The organism is Microvirga sp. KLBC 81, from assembly GCF_003075415.1.
In the GTDB taxonomy this organism is placed as follows: Bacteria; Pseudomonadota; Alphaproteobacteria; order Rhizobiales; family Beijerinckiaceae; genus Microvirga.
Genome location: NZ_QDAH01000037.1, coordinates 15,217 through 33,362, shown reverse-complemented (window position 1 = coordinate 33,362; position 18,146 = coordinate 15,217). Strand labels below are relative to the sequence as shown.

Below are 18,146 nucleotides of genomic sequence, written 5' to 3'. Positions count from 1 at the left end.
GCCCTGTGCTTTGGCATAGGAGTGTATCTCCCTTCGGTCGATAGCCGACTGCTTTCCGATATTGAAAGATAGTGCTCGGAACGACGAAGCGCATGAGCGCCAGTTGCTCCGAGGTACTTGATCCAGTGCCATGGGAGGGCTGGCAGGTGGTTCTTGACCGAACCAAGACGAACCATGACATCGGGGTCTGGCCAGCCTCCTTGGCTCGATGGGGCCTGGCCATCACGCTCGTCGTTGCGCTCGTTGCGTGCGTTTCACGGCCTGGACCCAAGATCCTGGAGTCATCTGGAGCGAAGCGTGGCGACAGGAACGTCACCATCTTTGTCGCGACACTGCGAACGCCAGAGCCTGGATCGGCAACTGCATTCAACAGCGGTCAATCGCAGACACTTCGCTTCGCCCGGTACGTGATCTCAATCCCACCAACGCACAAAACCGATGCGATCGAGTGGCCAGGTGATCCACCTAATCCCGCCACTGATTTCGTCATGATCGAATCGGCGCGCCTTTCGGAGGCCGAGTTCCGATCCGGCATCACCGGCGAGGAGGGCAACGGACGGTCCATTCGGCTTTTCGTTCACGGATACAATAACAGCTTTCAGGAAACAGTTTATCGCCTCGCCCAGATCGCCGCGGATGCCCACGATAACCGGGTCGCGGTGCTCTTCGCCTGGCCGTCCAAGGCAAGGACGCTTAGCTATAGCGCGGACAGAGCGGCGGCATCAGCATCGACGGACGGCCTTGCGAGGACCATCGAAATTCTGGCTGAGCGGCCACGCGCGCGGGTCGTGTTGCTTGCACACAGCATGGGAGGATGGCTTACGATGGAGACGCTGGCAAAAATGAGCCGCGAGCGTCGTCGAGCGCTGTTCGAACGGTTTTCGAATGTCGTGTTGGCTGCTCCGGATATCGACGTCGTCGACATGGTCCGCCAGCTCGAGATCATCGGTCGGCTTCCTCGCCCGCTCACGCTACTGGTGTCGAGCGATGACACCGCTTTGACCCTGTCCCGTATCATCACCGGTGGCCGGCGTGTTGGCGCCGACGATGTCCACGATCCGTGGGTTCAGGCCGCGGCCAGGCGATACGGGGCCCGCGTTGTCGACATCTCGGAGCTGACGACGGCCGACAGCTTCCGGCATGCGCGCTTCACCGCGATGGTGGCGCTCTACTCAAAGTTTCAGACGCAGATCGAAGACCCGCTGGAGAAGCACTATGCTGGACCCGGTGTCTTCGTGTTCAAAGCCGCGACTTCGACGCTGGAGCCCATCGACCGGTGAGCGGCCAATCCGATCAGAACTCTGAAAGCTGGGCCAGGGCAAGATGACGTTATTGCAAGGAACCGAGAACGCCTGCACTGCAGCCGCCGCGACTGGGGTGGACAAGCCTGCTGGTGCACGGACCATGCTTTATACTGGTGTTGCCCTGTGCCTGCTTGCGCTCACGGCTGGCGTCCTGCTCGCCATGGGCCGGACGCCGATTTGCACCTGCGGAACGATCGAGCTGTGGCATGGGACGGCCAACGACTCGGGCAATTCCCAGCACCTGACGGACTGGTACACTCCATCCCACATCATCCATGGCTTCCTGTTTTATGGTGCCACGTGGCTCGCCGGCTTGGTGCGAGGGCGGTCGCTGCCGCTGGGCGTGGCGCTCCTGGTGGCTCTCGGCGTCGAGTGCGCGTGGGAGATTGCTGAGAACACGAACACGGTCATCGAACGCTACCGGGCGACGAATATCGCTCTCAACTATTATGGTGACAGTGTTATCAACTCGATCATGGACATCGCCGCGATGATCGCCGGCTTCTGGCTTGCCCGCATCTGGCCGGTTTGGCTGACGGTGATGATCGCTCTGCTCATGGAGCTGATCGTCGGATACTGGATCCGGGACAACCTCATCCTCAACATCATCATGTTGATCTATCCCGTTGAGGTCATCAACCAGTGGCAAGCGGCGAGCTGACCGGACCGCTATCAAACCGACCCACACGTCTTGACGCCGTCAAGCGGCCAGCCGAGCAGGACTAATCGCGTGTTCTCAGCTCGGCGATGGCTGCAATCAACCCGGACTGATACTTCTCGCGCAGGAGCACGACCACATTGCTGGCGCTCGTCCCCCCCAATTCTCTTGATCAAGAAGCGGTTCAGACTGTCCTGTCTTGCACGGCATCGATCAAGTGCTTGCTCTGCAAGCTTCTCCGCCGGCTGGTTCGCCTGAAGTCTTCCTTTTATGAAGGTCGCGGCGCACACCTGCCATTGATCGTTCAGAACTCTCGCCTCCTCAGAAACGATCAGAGGGTCGAGCTCGTCAGCTTGGACTGCGAAACCAACAATCAATGCAGCGACCAGACATCCAGCGGCCAATGTACCCCGCCAGCCATTCGCTCGAGTGCAAACGGATAGTCCAATGTCCCAGTGTCTGGCTAGATGGCGATGTGAAGGGTGCCGCAGGAGATCGCTAGGGCGATGATGAGTTGAAGCTGACGGGATATCACGCATGATTATGCGCACCGGTTGAGATGCCTGATGCGCAAAGCGCCTGCTCTACCCATGCGGAGCAATCCGCGCCTGTATCCCGGGGCTGGTCGGGCAAGAGAACACGCTCCACCGCATGTGCCAGACACCACCTCGTGAACTGCTCCGCTGCGGCATAGCTGTCCTGGATCTGGATGCCACTAGCAGCTCCATGAGTACCGAGGTACTCCGCAATCCATTCGACCGTCTTACCAAGGCTTCGCGTCAGGAACTCCTCGCCTAGCCTGGGGAAACGGCCCAGCGAGCCGATGACCAGGCGCAGTGTCGACACCGTAGTCGGGGCTTCCATGACCTGAAGAATGGCAATCCCGATCGGCATCAGAGCAGAGGCTGAGTTGGGATCCTCCAGATTAGGGGAAGGCAGTTTTCGTGCAATGCGCGATGCTTCCGCATCGATCAGCGACTTGAACAGGTCGTCCTTGTTGTCGAAGTGGTTGTAAAGCGTGCCCTTCGAGACTCCCGCCTGGACGGCGATCTCTTCCATGCTGGTTTCCGCATAGCCGTTCAGGAGAAAGATCTGTCGCGCGCCGTCGAGGATCTGGCGCTTCTTGCGGATGCTCCGAAGATCAGAGATTGGTCCCTTACTCACAGAAGGAATGTTATCGAGCATGATCCATCCTAGACACCTGTGACGTGGTTACGAGTGGGCCCTGGCTGCGGCGGCCAGGGCCCGGCGGGATGCTGATGGAGCCTGCGTGGAGGGGGCACAGGTTCGCGATCTGGGCCTCCAGTGGGTCGACCGTTGTTGAGTCGGCTTCCGTAGTCTCAGCCGAACGCCTGAAGAGGTATCTTCTCCGCCTGTTGTTTGACCGGTGGCCGGGAATGTAACTCAACTGTCCCCATTGAATTCGCAGCGTGCGATTTCGCGTATCTGTGCAGGCCGATCTTGATGGTCACCAGCACGGGCGCGGCGATGACAAAAAGCAGGGCGACGGCAGTGAACGCCGTGTCGAAGGCAATCACGGTGGACTGACCTACAACGACCCGGCCCAGCAGACTCATGGCGGCGCGGCTAGCCGCGACGGCGTCCATGCCTTTTGCTACCAGCATGGCTGTCGTGGTCGTTAACCGCTCGCTGATCACAGGAACGCCTGCCGCGACGTGGGAGCCAAGCACCGCAATATTGGCGGTGACGTTATGCTCGATCAGGGTCTGGAGCCCGGCGACGCCCATCAGACCGCCAAGCTGGCGACCCGTATTGAAGAGGCCAATGCCGGACGCGAGGTTGCTGCCGGTGAGATTGCTGAAGGCAATCAGGGTGATCGACAAAAACAGGAAGCCGAGGCCAAAGCCGCGCAGCAGGATGGCCGCCATCATGTCGTCCGCGCCGCTTTCGCTGGTCGAGCCGGACAGCATCCACATCGCCACCATGATCAGCAGAATGCCGAATGGCACCGTGGCGAACGGAGGAACACGACGCACCTGGATGAGGACGGCGGCAATCAGGAGCGCGCTTATGAACAATGCGCCACTTGGCAGTAAGAGCAGGCCGGCATCGGTCGGCGTGAACGCGAGGACGGATACGGCAAAGGAGGGGATCAGGAACGCGCTTCCGAACAATGCGGCGCCGGCAACAAAGCTGACGATGAAGGCAAAGGTGAAATCATCCGACCGGAACACGGTAAAATCGAGCAGGCCTTGGCCCTTGGTCATGATTTGGTGGCCAAGAAAGGCCAGCAGTGTGGCTGTGCCAGCCACGGTCAGCCACAGGATGCGTGGTTCCTCGAACCAGTCCCATCGGCTGCCCTGACTGAGCACGTAGGTGAAGCAGAAGAGTGTGATGGAGATCAGCGAGAAGCCCATCCAATCGAACGGACGACGCGTGATCTTACTAGGAATTGCACCGTCGGCAATCAGCAGCAGCCCGGCGGCCGCCAGAGCTACCGGAACGACACTGAAGAAGATCCATGTCCAGGAGTGGGCATCGAGCAACCAGCCCTGAAGGGCAGGGGCGATCGTCGCGGGCGCAACGACCGACCCTACCGCAAACAGAGCCTGCAGGATCGGTTGATGGGACCGCGGATAGGCGAGAAAAATAATTGCCTGCCCCCCAACAAGGAGGATGCCGCCAGACAAGCCCTGGAAGATGCGAAGCGCGACGAGCAGGTCCAACCGAGCCGTGAGGGCGGCCAAACCGCAGGCTGTGCCCATGACGAGGGTCGCCCCAATGATCAGGCTGCGCGGGTTGATCCGGGTCATCAGCCAAGGAGCAGCGATGAACCCGATCAGCTTGAAAGCGGTGTATCCAACATCCAGCCAGGCGAATTCATCCGGCGTGGCATAGGTGTCGCCGATGATATCGCCCCGCCCGAGCGACAGGACGGTGCTGGCGATCGCCTCCGTCAGCGCGGCAAGCACGATGCCTGTAACAAGAAGGACACCTGTCGCAGGCTTGTCGCGGCTCGGCAGGGAGACGACTGCCATGGTCATGAGCCGCTTCCTTCGGTGATCTCGACGCGCGCGGACAGGCCAGGCACGAGGCGGCCGGGCAACGGATTATTGGCGAACCGGATCTTGACCGGGACGCGCTGGACGACACGAACGAAATTGCCTGTCGCATTGTCCGCGGGAAGCAAGCTGAAGGCAGACCCACTTCCGGGCGCAAAGCTGTCCACGACACCTTCAAGCGCCTCGTTCGGATAGCCATCGACCGTGATCCGGGCGCGCTGACCTGGCCGGATATGTTCGAGTTGGGTTTCCTTGAAGTTCGCCACGACCCATACATCGGTGACCGGAACGATATCGAGCAAGGCAGCGCCCGGCGCGACAAGCCGGCCGACGCGAACCTGGCGGTTGCCGATTACGCCGCCGACTGGCGCACGGACAACGGTGTTGTCGAGATCAATCTGGGTGAGATCGCGTGCAGCCTGGGCCTGCGCGACGGCCGCTACGGCCGCTTCGCGCTGCGTGGCTAGGACAGCAATGCGGCGCTGCTGAGCTTCTACCGTTGCTGCCGCCGCTGTGACTCCTGCCTCCGCCCGCGCTCGCGCCGCGTCGCTTTCATCGATCTGAGCCTGGCTGATGGCGTTGCTGCGGATCAGCTGGCGGTGGCGGTCCGAGGCTTTGGTCGCGCGGTTCAACTCGGCCACAGCCGATTGCTTCTGGGCTTCCGCCTGCTGGATGAGAGCATGCTGAAGCTCGGTCTCCGCATCGACATTGGTCAGGCGAGCTTGAGCCGCTTCAATATTGGCCACCGCTTGCGCAAGCCGTGCACGATAGTCCCGATCGTCGATCTGGAACAAAACGTCACCCGCCCGGACCGTCTGGTTGTCCTCTATTTCGACTGCCGTAACGTAGCCCGCAATCCTCGGGGCGAGGGAGGTCACGTCTCCGCGGATGTACGCATTGTCGGTCGACGTCTCGTCGTTCGAGCGAGCCCAGGCCCATCCTGCAGCGGGGACCACCACGGCGCCGAGGCACAACAGCAGGCCGATCCGCTTTTTCTTGCTGAGCTGCGCCATGGCGCCCTCCGGTAATAGGTGTTACCAACCACTCATATGGTAATGACAGTTACCAGTCAAGAAGATGTTGCCTCACGGTGCAGCCGCAGTCGTATTTACTGCGGCTGCCAGGCGCGATCTCCCTGATGGTCTCTTTCAGTGCATTGCTGCCGAAGCATGCTCCGCGCAACAGAGATCACGCTATTGATCCTGCGGTGTGGGCGTCTACTCGATAGGTCTATGAGAACTAAGCCGAAGTCTAGGATAGCCAGAAGACAGCGCCACTGTTGACAAGCGCGGTAACGCACGTTACCACGAAGAGCAGACGTCGAAAGATGGGGTTCAAAGATTTTGCTTGCAGTAAAGTCAGGGCGGCCAAGCAGCCGCCGGGAAGCCCTTTTACAAGCGGCTGCCGAGGTCTTTTTTGAGCAAGGCTACGCAGCGACAAGCATCGATGCGATCATCGAGCGCGCCGGTGGATCGAAGCGCAACATCTACAGTGAGTTTGGCAGCAAGGAGGGCCTGTTCTCGGCTATCGTCACAAGTAGCGCGGACATGGCGTTGTCGAGCTTGGCGATCGAGGAGATCGAGGGGCGCGGCTTACGGGAAACGCTGACAGCATTCGGTCAGCACCTCATGGACATTTACATGTCCCCCACCGTGATCGGCGTCTATCGAATTGCCGTCACCGAGGCCAATCGCTTCCCTGATCTTGTGAAGTCGTTCTATGAACAAGGACCGGGCCGAGCCGCGGCCCAGCTCGCTGACGTGCTTGAACTCGCGAAGGAACGAGGGGAAATCCGGACGGATGATTGCCAGCGCGCAGCCGGGCATTTTGTTGGCATGATCCGCGACAACCTGCATCTGCAGGTCATTCTTGGACTCCGCCCGCCACCGTCAGACAAAGAAGTGCGGAAGGCGGTAGCTTCCGCCGTAGAGATCTTTTTGAACGGGGTTGGACTTGGCCAAGACAAGTAGAATGTCTTTCTGCCCGTGATAACACTATCGCTTGAGGGCTGGCCAATATCGCTTATGTTCACAATTCATGCTGGCACGAGCTGAACCCAGCCTTAGCGAAACAAGCGAAAGAGGCAATTCGCTGCCCGGGCAAGCTAGCAATATTGTCACGACATTCAAGCCGATACCTTCAGCCTGCCCTCTCGAAGATTCCCACGAGGTACGGCTGGCCCTGGGACTAGGATGAGATGCGGGTTCGCCCGCTCAATATGGTGAGCAAGTGCTATACTAAGCGCTACAGTTCCAGGCTTTCTTTGTCCGGCAGGAGAAGCCGATGATGTGCGTCTGGTCTCACCGTCCTCAATTCTTGCACCTGAGCCTGTTTATCGCGGCCTATGTGTTGGCCAGCGGATTCGCTCAGGCGCTCGCAATCGTACCTGGGACAGGTATTTCCATTTGGCCTCCGAGCGGGCTTTTCCTTGCTACGCTTATCCTCGCTTCAAGGTACAGCTGGCCGTGGTGGATGCTGGGGGGCTGTCTGGCTGAACTGTTTGGCAATGTCTTGTGGTTCCACAATCCACTGCCTGTCGCCGTCCTGATCTATACCGGCAATGCTCTTGAAGCAGCGACCGGCGCATGGCTCGTGAACCGGACCTGCAGGCGGCCGGTCCGGCTGGAAACCTTGCAGGAGGTTCTCGCACTGGTCGTATTGGGCGCTGGAATTGCACCGGTCGTAAGCGCGACGGTGGGAAGTGCGACACTGGCGTGGTTTGGAATACAATCCTTCGCGTCGGCTTGGCCTCTCTGGTGGATCGGCGACGCCACCGGGGTCTTGATCGTAGCGCCACTGGCACTGGTCGTGTTTCAGAACTGGCGCGGTGAGGCTCAGCTTTCGGGCGCACGATGGCTGGAAGCTTGCGTCCTGGGACTGATCTTTCTTGGTGTCGCTGCCCTTTCCTTGAGCGGTTATCTGCCCTTCGCCTACATCATCATGCCGCCTCTTCTTTGGGCCGCGGTGCGCTTTGAGTTCAAAGGCGCCGCCGTCACCTTGACCCTCCTCGCTCTGATCACGGCGGTATTCACAATATCCGGCGTCAGCCAATTTCTTGGCGATCCTGAGTCCCAGAAGCAAAAGCAGATCATGCTGCAGCTTTTTCTGGCCATCTCGGCAACTTCGGCGCTCATCGTGGCCGCCATATCCCGACAGCACCAGCTGGCGGTGCTCACATTGCGCCAAAGCGAGCGCTCCCTGCGAGAACTCGTTGAGACGCTCCCCGCGCACATCTGGTGCGCCGCCCCAGACGGCGAGCCCATATACTTCAGTCAGCAATTTCGTGACTTCATCGGCTTCAATGCCGAGGACAGGGACGTCGCGGGCGTTTCACGGCTATCTAGCGTGCTGAGCGCGATCATCCATCCAGACGATCTGGGCACGGTCAACACACTCTTCGCGCAATCTTTGGCCATCGGCGAGCCATATACCCAAAGGCATCGCCTACGGCGCTTCGACGGCGAGTGCCGGTGGGTTGAAATGCGCGCTGCTGCCATGCGCAATAGAGACGGCGCGATCGTGCAATGGAACGGCGTTTGCCTCGACATCGACGATGAGATGCGCGCTCAGGAAGCGTTGCGCGATCGGGAGCAGGAGCTCTCCCAGCTCGTGGACATGGTTCCGAGCCACGTTTGGCGTCTGACACCCGACGGCGAGCCGACCTTCTTCAACAAGCGCATGGTGGATTATCTCGGCTTTGACGTGAAGGATACGGACAAGCCGGGCATGAGCCGATTGGAGGCAGTCCTAGAGACCGTCCATCCGGAGGACGCGGCAGAGTTTAGGGACACTCTCAACCGTTGCCTTGTCACGGGCGAGAGCTTCGTGTTGCAGTATCGCCTGCGCCGTGCCGACGGGGTCTATCGCTGGATGTCGAGCCGCGCGGAGCCGTTGCGGAATCAGAACGGACGCATCGTCCAGTGGTACGGCCTCTGTCACGACATCGACGATCAGATGAACGCTGAAGAGGCGCTGCGGCGGAGCGAGCGCCAGCTTCAGCAGATGATCGACGCTGTGCCGGCTGTCATCTGGTGTACGACCCCGGAAGGAATACCGTGCTACCTCAACAAGCGGGCCACGGATGTCATTGGCGTCACTCTGAGGGACTTGATCGCGCCTGACGGGTCGCGGTCCCTGACGGTCGTCCATCCGGAGGACCGGGACGCGGTCGATCAGGCGCTTACACGTTCAATCGCGACAGGCGCGTCCTTCGTGGGGAGATATCGTCAGCGCCGATCCAACGGCCCCCATCGGTGGGTCGAGAGCCGCGCGGAGCCGTTGCGCGACGACTCCGGCAAGATCATCCAGTGGTATGGCGTGAGTGTCGACATCGACGACCTAGTGGTCGCGCAGGAGGCCTTGCGCGACCGGGAACGGGAGCTGTCGCAGCTTGTCGACATGGTTCCAGTTCTCATCAGGCGCATGACGCCCGAGGCCGAGCCGATCTTCTTCAACAAGCGGTTGTTGGACTTTTTCGGTCTGAGGGACGTGGCCGATCTGGACAAGCCGGGCATGAGCCGGCTGGCGGCTGCCATCCAGACCCTTGTCCACCCCGATTATGCAGCTAGTGTGCTAGCGACGGTCCGCCAATCCTTCGCCGCCGGCGAGCCCTTCTCCATGAAATACCGTATGCGCCGTGCCGACGGGGCGTATCGCTGGGTTGATACCCGCGGGGAACCGGTGCGAAATCAAAGTGGAGCGATTGTGCAATGGTACGTGATTTCCCTTGATATCGACGATGAGATGCGCGCACACGAAGCTCTGCACGCCCGGGAGCGGGAGCTCTCGCAGCTCGTGGACATGGTCCCGAGCCTGCTCTGGCGGCTGTCTCCCGAGGGCGAGCCGACTTTCTTCAGCAAGCGCTTGATCGAGTTCTGCGGCCTGGATGTAGGGGACTTCGACAAGCCGGGCACGAGTCGACTGGCGGCCACCATAATGACCCTCGTCCATCCCGACGACAAAGCCAAGCTGGAGGAAGCGCTCAACCGCTCTCTGGCCACCGGCGAGAGCTTTTCTCTCAACTACCGCATCCGTCGCGTGGACGGGGTCTACCGCTGGATGTCGGGCCGCGCCGAGCCGCTGCGGGATGAGAGCGGACGCATCGTCCAGTGGTTTGGCCTCTCGCACGACATCGACGATCAGGTCCGCATTGAGGGAGAGCTGCATCTGGCGCGAGAGAGCCTTACAAGAGCAAGCCAAGCAGCAAACCTTGCTGAGCTGTCGGCTGCCATTGCACATGAGGTGAATCAACCCTTGACCGCGATCGTCGCCAACTCCAATGCGTGCCAGCGCTGGCTCTCGGCGGCCCCTCCGAACCTCGAGCGCGCTCAGAAAACGGTGGAGCGCATCATTCATAATGCCAATTCCGCCGCTGACGTCGTGAGCCACATCCGCGCGTTGTTCAAGCATTCCGTGGGGGCGAGGATGAGCACGACACTCGACAGCATCATCGCCGAGGCCTATTCCCTCATGGCTGAGGAGGCGGCGCGGCGCCGCATTCGCATGACTGTTGAGGTCGAAGGCGACCTTCCGCCTGTCGCGCTCGATCGCGTCCAGGTTCAGCAGGTTCTTGTCAATCTTATCCGCAACGGCATGGAGGCGATGGACTCTGTAGCAGCCGACAGAGTTCTCGGGTTACGTGTGCACCGACGAGGGGATGAGGTTCAGATCGATATCAGCGATCGCGGTATGGGCATCGAATTTCCGGAGAAGATCTTCGAGCCGTTCTTCACGACAAAGGAACACGGCATGGGCATGGGGCTGGCAATCTGCCGATCGATTGTTGAATCTCACGGCGGGCGGTTATGGGCCGAGAATAACGAGCGACAGGGGGCGACGTTCAGCTTCACGCTGCCACTTGAAGGGGAAATGGCGCCATGACGCCCGGACAGCAGATGACCGTCTTTCCGCCCTCGCTGCCCTCGTGGAACCCGGAGGCATTCCTATGATCACACCCGACACCAAAGCAGATCGCCCGCTGGTTCTCATCGTTGACGACGATGAGGAAGTCCGGACTGCGCTCGAGGAACTCATGCTGTCCATCGGTCTCGATGCGATTTGTTTCGCTTCGCCTCGTGAATTGCTGGAATCCGAGCTTCCCGACCGCCCTGGCTGCCTAGTGCTCGACGTCCGCATGCCCGGGGCAAGCGGTCTCGATCTTCAGCACCAACTGGCAGCGAAGGGCAACCTAAAGCCTATCATCTTCCTGACGGGCCATGGCGACATTCCCATGTCGGTCCAAGCCATGAAGGCCGGAGCCGTCGATTTCCTCACAAAGCCTTTCCGCGACCAGACCCTGCTCGACGCAATAACCGTTGCAATCGAGAAAGACGTAGAGCAGATGGCAGCTACCAGTCGCGCCAAGCAACACTTCGACCGGTTTGCAACGCTGACACAGCGCGAGCGGCAGGTCATGCGCGAAGTGGCGCGCGGCCGGCTCAACAAGCAGATCGCCTTCGACCTCGGCATCAAGGAGATTACGGTCAAGCTTCACCGCGGCAATGTCATGCGCAAGATGCAGGCGGCGTCCGTTGGCGAGCTGATCCGTGCGTGGGAGACGCTGCCCGCTGACCTTCGCGATAAGCTGTGAATCCTAGACCTCGGTATGGTTTCCCTGCGGCGTGATTGAGCGCAGCCTCGGGGACGTCGGCCTGCCGGGCTGCAGCAGCAAAGGTCACCCGCTTGTTCAATCCGCCTGTCATTGCGGTCGTGGATGACGAGGAGGCCATCCGTGATGCCCTCTCCGATCTCCTTCTTGTCATGGGTTACACCTGTCGTGCCTTCGACCGGGCCGAAGCCTTCCTGGCGTCCGATGCGCCCGATCGATTCGATTGTCTCATCACCGATATTCGGATGCCGGGCATCAGCGGCCTGGAACTGCTGCAGCAGCTCAAGGCAAAGGGCTCGACCGTGCCAGTGATCATCGTGACCTCCGTAACCGATCCATTGATCCGAAGCCGGGCGCTTGAGAGCGGGGCACATGCGTATCTGACGAAGCCGGTCACTGACGACGTCCTCCTTCAGAGCCTCAAGACCGCACTACCCGACAGGGATATTCCAGGTGACGATGAGGAACGTCCGGCTGATGCGTAAGATTGCCAGGAAGCGGTCCCATACCGAGTGAAACCTAAACTTCGGTATAGGCATCGTAGACTTATCGAGTGGGTATCCCCGCCGCCGGGCCAATAGCACGATCTCCGGTAAGCATGCATGCTTCAAACACCTTCATAGATACAGCCGTGGGTAAGGCGGTCAGCAGGAGGCAAACATGAGCTTGGACAACACCTCACACCCCTCGGTCAAGCACTGCGCCGACAAGATGGCCGCGAGGTACATCCACGGTAGACCGGAGTCCGAGTTGGTTCCGTCGCGCTACGCGCTGCGGGTCGGCGAGATTGACGTAATGGTGGTCAGCGATGGAGTGCTGTCGCTGCCAGGCGCGATGTTGGGCCACAACGTCGACCCGGCCGTCCGGGCGGCCTGGCTGGAGGACATGTTCCTGCCGCCGGACGTGCTCGAGTGGGCGCTGAACGTGGTCGTGGTGCGCAGCGGCGGCCGGACCATACTCATCGACGTTGGGATAGGGACGGAGTTCCCGGACTTGCCGCGGGCCGGGAAGTTGGCCCAGCGACTGAAGGCCGCCGGCATCGATCTCGCATCTGTGACCGACGTGGTGCTCACCCACATGCACATGGACCACTGTGGCGGGCTGCTCGCCTACGGGGTGAAAGAGCGGCTGCGTCCGGACCTGCGGGTCCACGTGGCGGCCGCCGAGGCCGAGTTCTGGGAGTCGCCCGACTTCTCCCGCGTCTCCATGCCGCCAGGGTTCCCGGACGCGCTTCGGCGGACGGGCAAGCGGTTCTTGAAAGAGTACCACAGCCAGCTGCAGACGTTCGAGAACGAGTACGAGGTGGCGCCAGGGGTGGTGGTCCAACGCACCGGCGGCCACACCCCCGGGCATAGCGTGGTCCGCCTGGCGTCCGGCGGCGACCGGCTGACGTTCGCCGGCGACGCCGTGTTCCAAGTCGGGTTCGAGCACCCCGACTGGTACAACGGCTTCGAACACGACCCCGAGGAGGCGGCCCGCGTCCGGGTCCGTCTTCTGCGGGAGCTGGCGGCGAACCGCGAGTCGCTGGTGGCCACTCACCTGTCGTTCCCGTCCGTCTGCCATGTGGCGGTCGACGGCGACGTCTTTCGTTGGGTACCGGGCCCCTGGGAGTATTGACCGCTTGTTGGGTTAGGGCCGAACTAGACGACCATGCGTTTGAACAATTGGTCGATCGCTGCCTCGTACGACACCACTCGTATCTTCGCCAGCTTAGACCTCGGCTCCTCCACCGCGAGCAGGTCGATCATCTCTCGCCCGCGCCGCACCGGCTTGTGCTCCGGCAGCATGCCGGTGCAGGAGCTCTGCCCGGGATCGATCCGGCCGACTTCTATTTCGCTGTCCATCGATCAGATGAGATATGTGGCAAGGACGCCGTCAGCGAACGTCGAGCTGCTCCCCTGGCTGATAAGCAGCAAATCATCCTGACAGGGGTGCCGCGTTTCGACTCATGTTACCATTTCGACCCATCCAGTGGATCTGAGTCAATCCTCTATACAGCCGCAGCACCTATGCTGTCATAAGCGCGACCTAAACCTTAGTTTAGCCACTTGTAGACTTATCAAGTAGGCACACACGCCACCTGCCCAATAGCGCGATCTCCCCTGGACCGGCATGCTTCAGAGGCAATGCACCGACAGAGCTCATCACGGAGATAGACTGTGGACGCCGTAACCTCACAGCAAGTCAAGACGCTTCAAGCGAACTCTGCCATAGAACGTCTCAACTATGGTGCCCAATCGCCTGAACTCCTCAAAAAGCTTGTCGATCTTTCGACGGCTATTCGCAAGGGCAGCATCGCGGCGTCGATTCTCAGTTTGGTCGAGATCCGCGCGTCACAGCTTAATGGCTGCAGCTTTTGCCTCGACATGCATGTAAAGCAGGCGAAGCTCCATGGAGAGCGTGAACTGCGGCTCCATCATATTGCAGCGTGGCACGAGTCGCCTCTGTTCGAGCCGCGGGAGCGCGCTGCCCTCGCCTGGACCGAGGCGCTCACAAGGCTCCCTGAAGGCGGGGTTCCAGACGAACTCTATGAGCGGGTCCGCAGCCAGTTCACCGAGAAGGAACTATCCGACCTGACCTTTGCGGTCATGGCGATCAACGCCTGGAACCGGGCAGGGGTGGCTTTCCGGTCTGTCCCGGGATCGGCCGACAAGCTCTACGGACTCGACAGGGCGGGGCTGAGCTGAACCGGGGTATCGCGGCACACAAGCATTAAAGGCTTTACAACAGGAGATCGGTTATGAAGATCGTCATCAACGGTGGAACTGGCCTCATCGGTTCGAAGACTGTCGCCCGCCTGCGCAGCGCTGGACACGACGTGGTTGCCGCGTCACCGCAAAGCGGTGTCAACTCGGTAACGGGTGAGGGCCTCGCCGAAGCGGTAAAGGGGGCCCAGGTCATCATCGACCTGTCGAACTCGCCCTCCTGGGAGGATGCCGCCGTTCTCGAGTTCTTTCAAAGGTCGACAGGCAATCTCATTGCCGCCGCGACGGCGAACGATGTCAAGCATTACGTGGCCTTGTCCGTCGTCGGAACGGATCGTCTGCAGGCGAGCGGCTATTTCGTAGCCAAGCTGGCACAGGAGACACTGATCAAGAGGTCCGGTGTCCCCTACACCATTGTCCATTCGACGCAGTTCTTCGAGTTGCTGGGCTTCTTGGTCAAGTCCTGGGATCTCGGCGATAAAGTGGTTGTGCCCGCCGCGCTGATCCAGCCGATCGCCTCGGACGACGTCGCCGATGTCATGGCCGAAGTGGCGATTGCTCCGCCCCGCAATGGCACAATCGAAATCGCCGGACCGGAGCGGTTCCCCATACGCGACCTGGTTGCGAAGTATCTGGCTGCGACGGGGGATGCCCGGGCTGTCGAAGCCTCGGCGGAGGTCCCCTATTCCGGGGCCAAGCTCGAAGAGGCCACGCTGGTTTCGGACAACAATCCACGCCTCGGCAAGATCGCTTTCGACCAGTGGTTCGCGGCCAGAGCTAAGGCTGCCTGAACGCCGGCGAGAACAACGTTCCGGCAGAACTGCCCTCCGTTCACGTATGGGCTCTGCCCCAGGCTAGCATTTATTCTGACGAAAGAGACAACCGATGGGTACAGTCACCACCAAGGACAACGTCGAGATCTTCTACAAGGACTGGGGCTCAAAGAGCGCCCAGCCGATCGTCTTCCACCATGGATGGCCACTGAGTTCCGACGACTGGGATGCTCAGATGCTCTTTTTCGTGGGGAAGGGGTATCGTGTCATTGCCCATGACCGACGTGGCCACGGCCGCTCGTCTCAGGTCGGCGATGGTCACGACATGGATCACTATGCCGCCGATGTTGCGGCCGTGGTTGAGCATCTCGATCTCAGGAACGCCGTTCATATCGGCCATTCGACCGGGGGCGGAGAGGCGGCGCACTATGTGGCGCGCCATGGACAGGCTCAAGGCCGGGTCGCCAAGCTCGTGCTGATCGGTGCTGTGCCGCCAATCATGGTCAAGACCCCGGCGAACCCGGGTGGGCTGCCGCTCGAGGTGTTCGACGGCTTGCGGGCGCAGCTCGCAGCAAATCGCTCGCAGTTCTATCTCGATTTCGCGGGCGGGCCCTTCTACAGCTACAATCGTCCGGGAGCGGCACCGTCGCAGGGCATCATCCAGAACTGGTGGCGCCAGGGCATGGCAGGCAGTGCCAAGGCTCACTACGATGGCATCAAAGCTTTCTCAGAGACTGACTTCACCGGGGACTTGAAGGCAATCAATGTTCCGACACTCGTCATGCACGGCGACGACGATCAGATTGTACCCATCGCGGATTCCGCGCTGCTTTCCGTGAAGCTGCTGACGAATGGCACGCTCAAGGTCTATGAGAGCTTCCCGCATGGCATGTGCACTACTCACGCTGATGTGGTGAATCCGGACCTTCTTAGCTTCGTCAAAGCGTGAAGGCCGTCAGCTGTACATAGACGGTGGCAGCTGAAAAAGGAGGACTTCCAATGAAAGTGACGATCAATGCCGCAGCCATAGCATTGTTGCTGACCGTGGCAAATGCCAATGCTCAAGCGCCTAGTTCATCCGATAAAGCTCTAGCGGTTCCTGGCGCCAAGAGCGCAAAGGTCACACAGGTCTATCAGCAGGCTCTGCCAGGGGTTCCAGGCAAGAGCATCAAGGGTGTTACGGTCGAGTACGGACCGGGCGGATATTCGCCGTCCCACACCCATGCGAAATCCGCGATCATCTACGCGACAGTCATTGAAGGTTCCGTCCGCATGCAGGTCAACGAAGGACCTGAAGTGACCTATCAAACCGGCCAGAACTGGACGGAGATGCCCGGCGATCATCATCGGGTCAGCGCCAACGCGAGCCAGACGCAGCCTGCGAAGATCCTCGCCGTGTTCGTCGTGGATGACGTCGATACCGAACTCACGATCCCGGATCAGAGGTGAAAGGTATTGCTGCACTGCGAGCTCGCGCCAAGACGACAACCCGGTAGCGCCCGGCAGAATTCGCAACCCACCGATAGCCACGGAGACGGATCATGAACGACTTTGGCGCCGAGAGGATCAGGGATGAGGTCATTCTGATCGCTCGCTTCCTGCTTGCCCTGCTGTTTCTGATATTCGGCTGGGATAAGCTTGGCGATTATTCTGGAACCGTCGCTTATATGACGCAGAGCGGCGCTCCTTTGCCGACCATTTCCGCCCTCGTGGCGATCATGGTCGAGCTCTTTGTGTCTATCGCAATCATCCTTGGTGTCTGGACGCGACCGCTGGCGGTGGTGCTGGCGCTCTATAGCCTTGCGACTGCGTACATCGGTCATCCCTACTGGAGCATGGAGGGGGCCGACCGCTCTGCGAACATGATCAACTTCTATAAGAACTTCAGCATGATCGGCGGTTTCATGCTGCTGTATGTGACGGGCCCGGGCAAATACTCGGTCGATGCAAGGCTCGGATCGGTTGGTGCACCGGCGCTACGGTGCGAGACACACTGAGCTCGCGTAAGCCGGCAATGCCAAGCCGGCCATCGTTCAGGGTCTCTATTATGAAGGCTAATTCGGAGGATGCGGCCAATCCGGAGCGCGTGGTCGAGTGATTCTTCGTCGAGTCCTGGGCTGAGCACCTACGTCAGGATCGTCGTGTCTCCGTGGCTGATACGAGTACCCAGGAGGCCCGACACTTTCATCAAGAACCCGAGCAGCCGATGGTCCAGCACCTCCTGGCGTTCGAACCTCACCGGGCAGGAAGACCCGTCACAGGGGAGGGCGTGTCATGAGGATCGTTGACGGCCAGCAGTATTGGCCAGCGCCAACTTCCAAGAGGAGGAATTATGGTAGACACTACATCCCTTCTGACTCCATCCGACTGCGCGCTGCTCTTGATCGATCATCAGGCGGGCCTGGCGTTTGCCGTGGAGTCCATCGATCGTCAGACGCTGCTCAACAATACCGCCGCCCTGGCTCGGACCGCCGTCGTCTTCGGCCTTCCGATCGTCGTCTCGACATAGGCGACGAAGGTCTACAGCGGGCCTCTGATGCCTTCGATTCAGAAGATCATTCCGGATGTGCAGGCGATCGACCGGAAGAATATGAATGTCTGGGAGGACGAACCGGCCCGCACGGCGGTCGCGTCATTGGGCCGAAGGCGCCTGCTGGTCTCAGGTCTCCTGACGGAAGCATGTGTCTCATTCACCGTGATCTCCGCGTTGGCGGAAGGCTACGAAGTGTCCGTCGTCGCAGACGCATGCGGAGGTCTGACTCCCACAAGCCATGATCTTGCTCTCCGTCGAATGGAATCCGCTGGAGCACGCATGACATCCTGGATCCAGGTCCTGCTCGAACTGCAGCGCGATTGGACCCGTCGCGAGACCTATGACGACGCACGCTCCATCGTGGAGACTCATGGAGGAGGATACGGAATCGGTCTGAGCTACGCCCGCGACATGATCAAGCCGCCAAGCCCGGTCGGATCTCCGAAATGAAATGCTCCGGCCGCCGCGACTTGTGATCGGTAGGCCGGGTATCCGATTGAACCACAGGTCACGAAACGCGGATACGCAATGGCGAAGGTAACC

The 18,146-nt window shown here is 60.4% G+C and carries 18 protein-coding genes and 2 pseudogenes; 16 read left to right on the top strand and 4 right to left on the bottom strand.

The window, feature by feature from the left end:
- Positions 1-146: 146 nt before the first annotated feature.
- Together DC522_RS20145 and DC522_RS20140 are read left to right on the top strand one after the other, a co-directional pair.
- On the top strand, positions 147-1,280 hold the full coding sequence (locus DC522_RS20145) for an alpha/beta hydrolase (RefSeq protein ID WP_245444357.1): 1,134 nt from the start codon (positions 147-149) through the stop codon (positions 1,278-1,280).
- 43 nt (positions 1,281-1,323) lie between these two features.
- Positions 1,324-1,965, top strand: a complete 642-nt coding sequence (locus tag DC522_RS20140; protein WP_371680057.1) for a DUF2585 domain-containing protein — start codon at positions 1,324-1,326, stop codon at positions 1,963-1,965.
- 528 nt (positions 1,966-2,493) lie between these two features.
- On the opposite strand, the gene DC522_RS36945 is transcribed toward DC522_RS20140, so the two are convergent.
- The 3 genes from DC522_RS36945 to DC522_RS20125 form a co-directional block, all read right to left on the bottom strand.
- A complete protein-coding gene (locus DC522_RS36945; protein WP_116530430.1) occupies positions 2,494-3,147 on the bottom strand; it encodes a TetR/AcrR family transcriptional regulator in 654 nt (217 codons plus the stop codon).
- Between the two features lie 155 nt (positions 3,148-3,302).
- Complete coding sequence (locus DC522_RS20130; protein WP_116530429.1) at positions 3,303-4,967, bottom strand: MFS transporter; 1,665 nt, start codon at positions 4,965-4,967, stop codon at positions 3,303-3,305.
- Positions 4,964-5,998: an HlyD family secretion protein gene (locus DC522_RS20125; protein WP_116530428.1), complete on the bottom strand. Its 1,035-nt coding sequence runs from the start codon at positions 5,996-5,998 to the stop codon at positions 4,964-4,966. The genes DC522_RS20130 and DC522_RS20125 overlap by 4 nt, the downstream gene beginning before the upstream one ends.
- Before the next feature lie 330 nt (positions 5,999-6,328).
- Here DC522_RS20125 and DC522_RS36100 point away from each other — a divergent pair.
- From DC522_RS36100 to DC522_RS20100, 6 genes and pseudogenes are all read left to right on the top strand, one after another.
- A pseudogene (locus DC522_RS36100) lies at positions 6,329-6,502 on the top strand (TetR/AcrR family transcriptional regulator); the annotation flags it as partial.
- A 45-nt stretch (positions 6,503-6,547) separates the two neighbouring features.
- Positions 6,548-6,955: a TetR/AcrR family transcriptional regulator C-terminal domain-containing protein gene (locus tag DC522_RS20120; RefSeq protein WP_245444363.1), complete on the top strand. Its 408-nt coding sequence runs from the start codon at positions 6,548-6,550 to the stop codon at positions 6,953-6,955.
- A 313-nt stretch (positions 6,956-7,268) separates the two neighbouring features.
- Positions 7,269-10,865, top strand: coding sequence for a PAS domain-containing protein (locus DC522_RS20115; protein ID WP_116530426.1), 3,597 nt, complete (start codon positions 7,269-7,271; stop codon positions 10,863-10,865).
- Positions 10,866-10,929: 64 nt separating this feature from the next.
- Positions 10,930-11,574 carry a response regulator transcription factor gene (locus tag DC522_RS20110; RefSeq protein WP_116530425.1) on the top strand — a complete coding sequence of 215 codons (645 nt, stop codon included), beginning with the start codon at positions 10,930-10,932 and terminating at the stop codon, positions 11,572-11,574.
- 92 nt (positions 11,575-11,666) lie between these two features.
- Entirely contained in the window at positions 11,667-12,077 is a 411-nt protein-coding gene (locus tag DC522_RS20105; RefSeq protein ID WP_165820228.1) for a response regulator transcription factor, read from the top strand.
- A gap of 175 nt (positions 12,078-12,252) precedes the next feature.
- On the top strand, positions 12,253-13,209 hold the full coding sequence (locus tag DC522_RS20100; protein ID WP_116530424.1) for an MBL fold metallo-hydrolase: 957 nt from the start codon (positions 12,253-12,255) through the stop codon (positions 13,207-13,209).
- A 23-nt stretch (positions 13,210-13,232) separates the two neighbouring features.
- Here DC522_RS20100 and DC522_RS20095 read toward each other — a convergent pair whose 3' ends face one another.
- Positions 13,233-13,436, bottom strand: coding sequence for a hypothetical protein (locus DC522_RS20095; RefSeq protein WP_116530423.1), 204 nt, complete (start codon positions 13,434-13,436; stop codon positions 13,233-13,235).
- 366 nt (positions 13,437-13,802) lie between these two features.
- On the opposite strand from DC522_RS20095, the gene DC522_RS20090 reads away from it, so the two are divergent.
- From DC522_RS20090 to DC522_RS20060, 8 genes and pseudogenes are all read left to right on the top strand, one after another.
- Entirely contained in the window at positions 13,803-14,279 is a 477-nt protein-coding gene (locus DC522_RS20090) for a carboxymuconolactone decarboxylase family protein (protein ID WP_116530455.1), read from the top strand.
- A gap of 53 nt (positions 14,280-14,332) precedes the next feature.
- Positions 14,333-15,088, top strand: coding sequence for an SDR family oxidoreductase (locus DC522_RS20085; RefSeq protein ID WP_116530422.1), 756 nt, complete (start codon positions 14,333-14,335; stop codon positions 15,086-15,088).
- 94 nt (positions 15,089-15,182) lie between these two features.
- The gene (locus tag DC522_RS20080) at positions 15,183-16,019 is read left to right on the top strand and encodes an alpha/beta fold hydrolase (RefSeq protein ID WP_116530421.1); all 837 of its coding nucleotides are present in this window, start codon (positions 15,183-15,185) and stop codon (positions 16,017-16,019) included.
- A 50-nt stretch (positions 16,020-16,069) separates the two neighbouring features.
- The gene (locus DC522_RS20075; RefSeq protein WP_116530420.1) at positions 16,070-16,519 is read left to right on the top strand and encodes a cupin domain-containing protein; all 450 of its coding nucleotides are present in this window, start codon (positions 16,070-16,072) and stop codon (positions 16,517-16,519) included.
- A 92-nt stretch (positions 16,520-16,611) separates the two neighbouring features.
- A complete protein-coding gene (locus DC522_RS20070; RefSeq protein ID WP_116530419.1) occupies positions 16,612-17,067 on the top strand; it encodes a DoxX family protein in 456 nt (151 codons plus the stop codon).
- Positions 17,068-17,129: 62 nt separating this feature from the next.
- Positions 17,130-17,348, top strand: a pseudogene (locus DC522_RS36095) (MFS transporter); the annotation flags it as partial.
- Positions 17,349-17,402: 54 nt separating this feature from the next.
- Positions 17,403-17,579, top strand: coding sequence for a hypothetical protein (locus tag DC522_RS36090; RefSeq protein WP_245444353.1), 177 nt, complete (start codon positions 17,403-17,405; stop codon positions 17,577-17,579).
- Between the two features lie 27 nt (positions 17,580-17,606).
- Entirely contained in the window at positions 17,607-18,053 is a 447-nt protein-coding gene (locus DC522_RS20060; RefSeq protein WP_245444351.1) for an isochorismatase family protein, read from the top strand.
- Positions 18,054-18,146 lie beyond the last annotated feature (93 nt).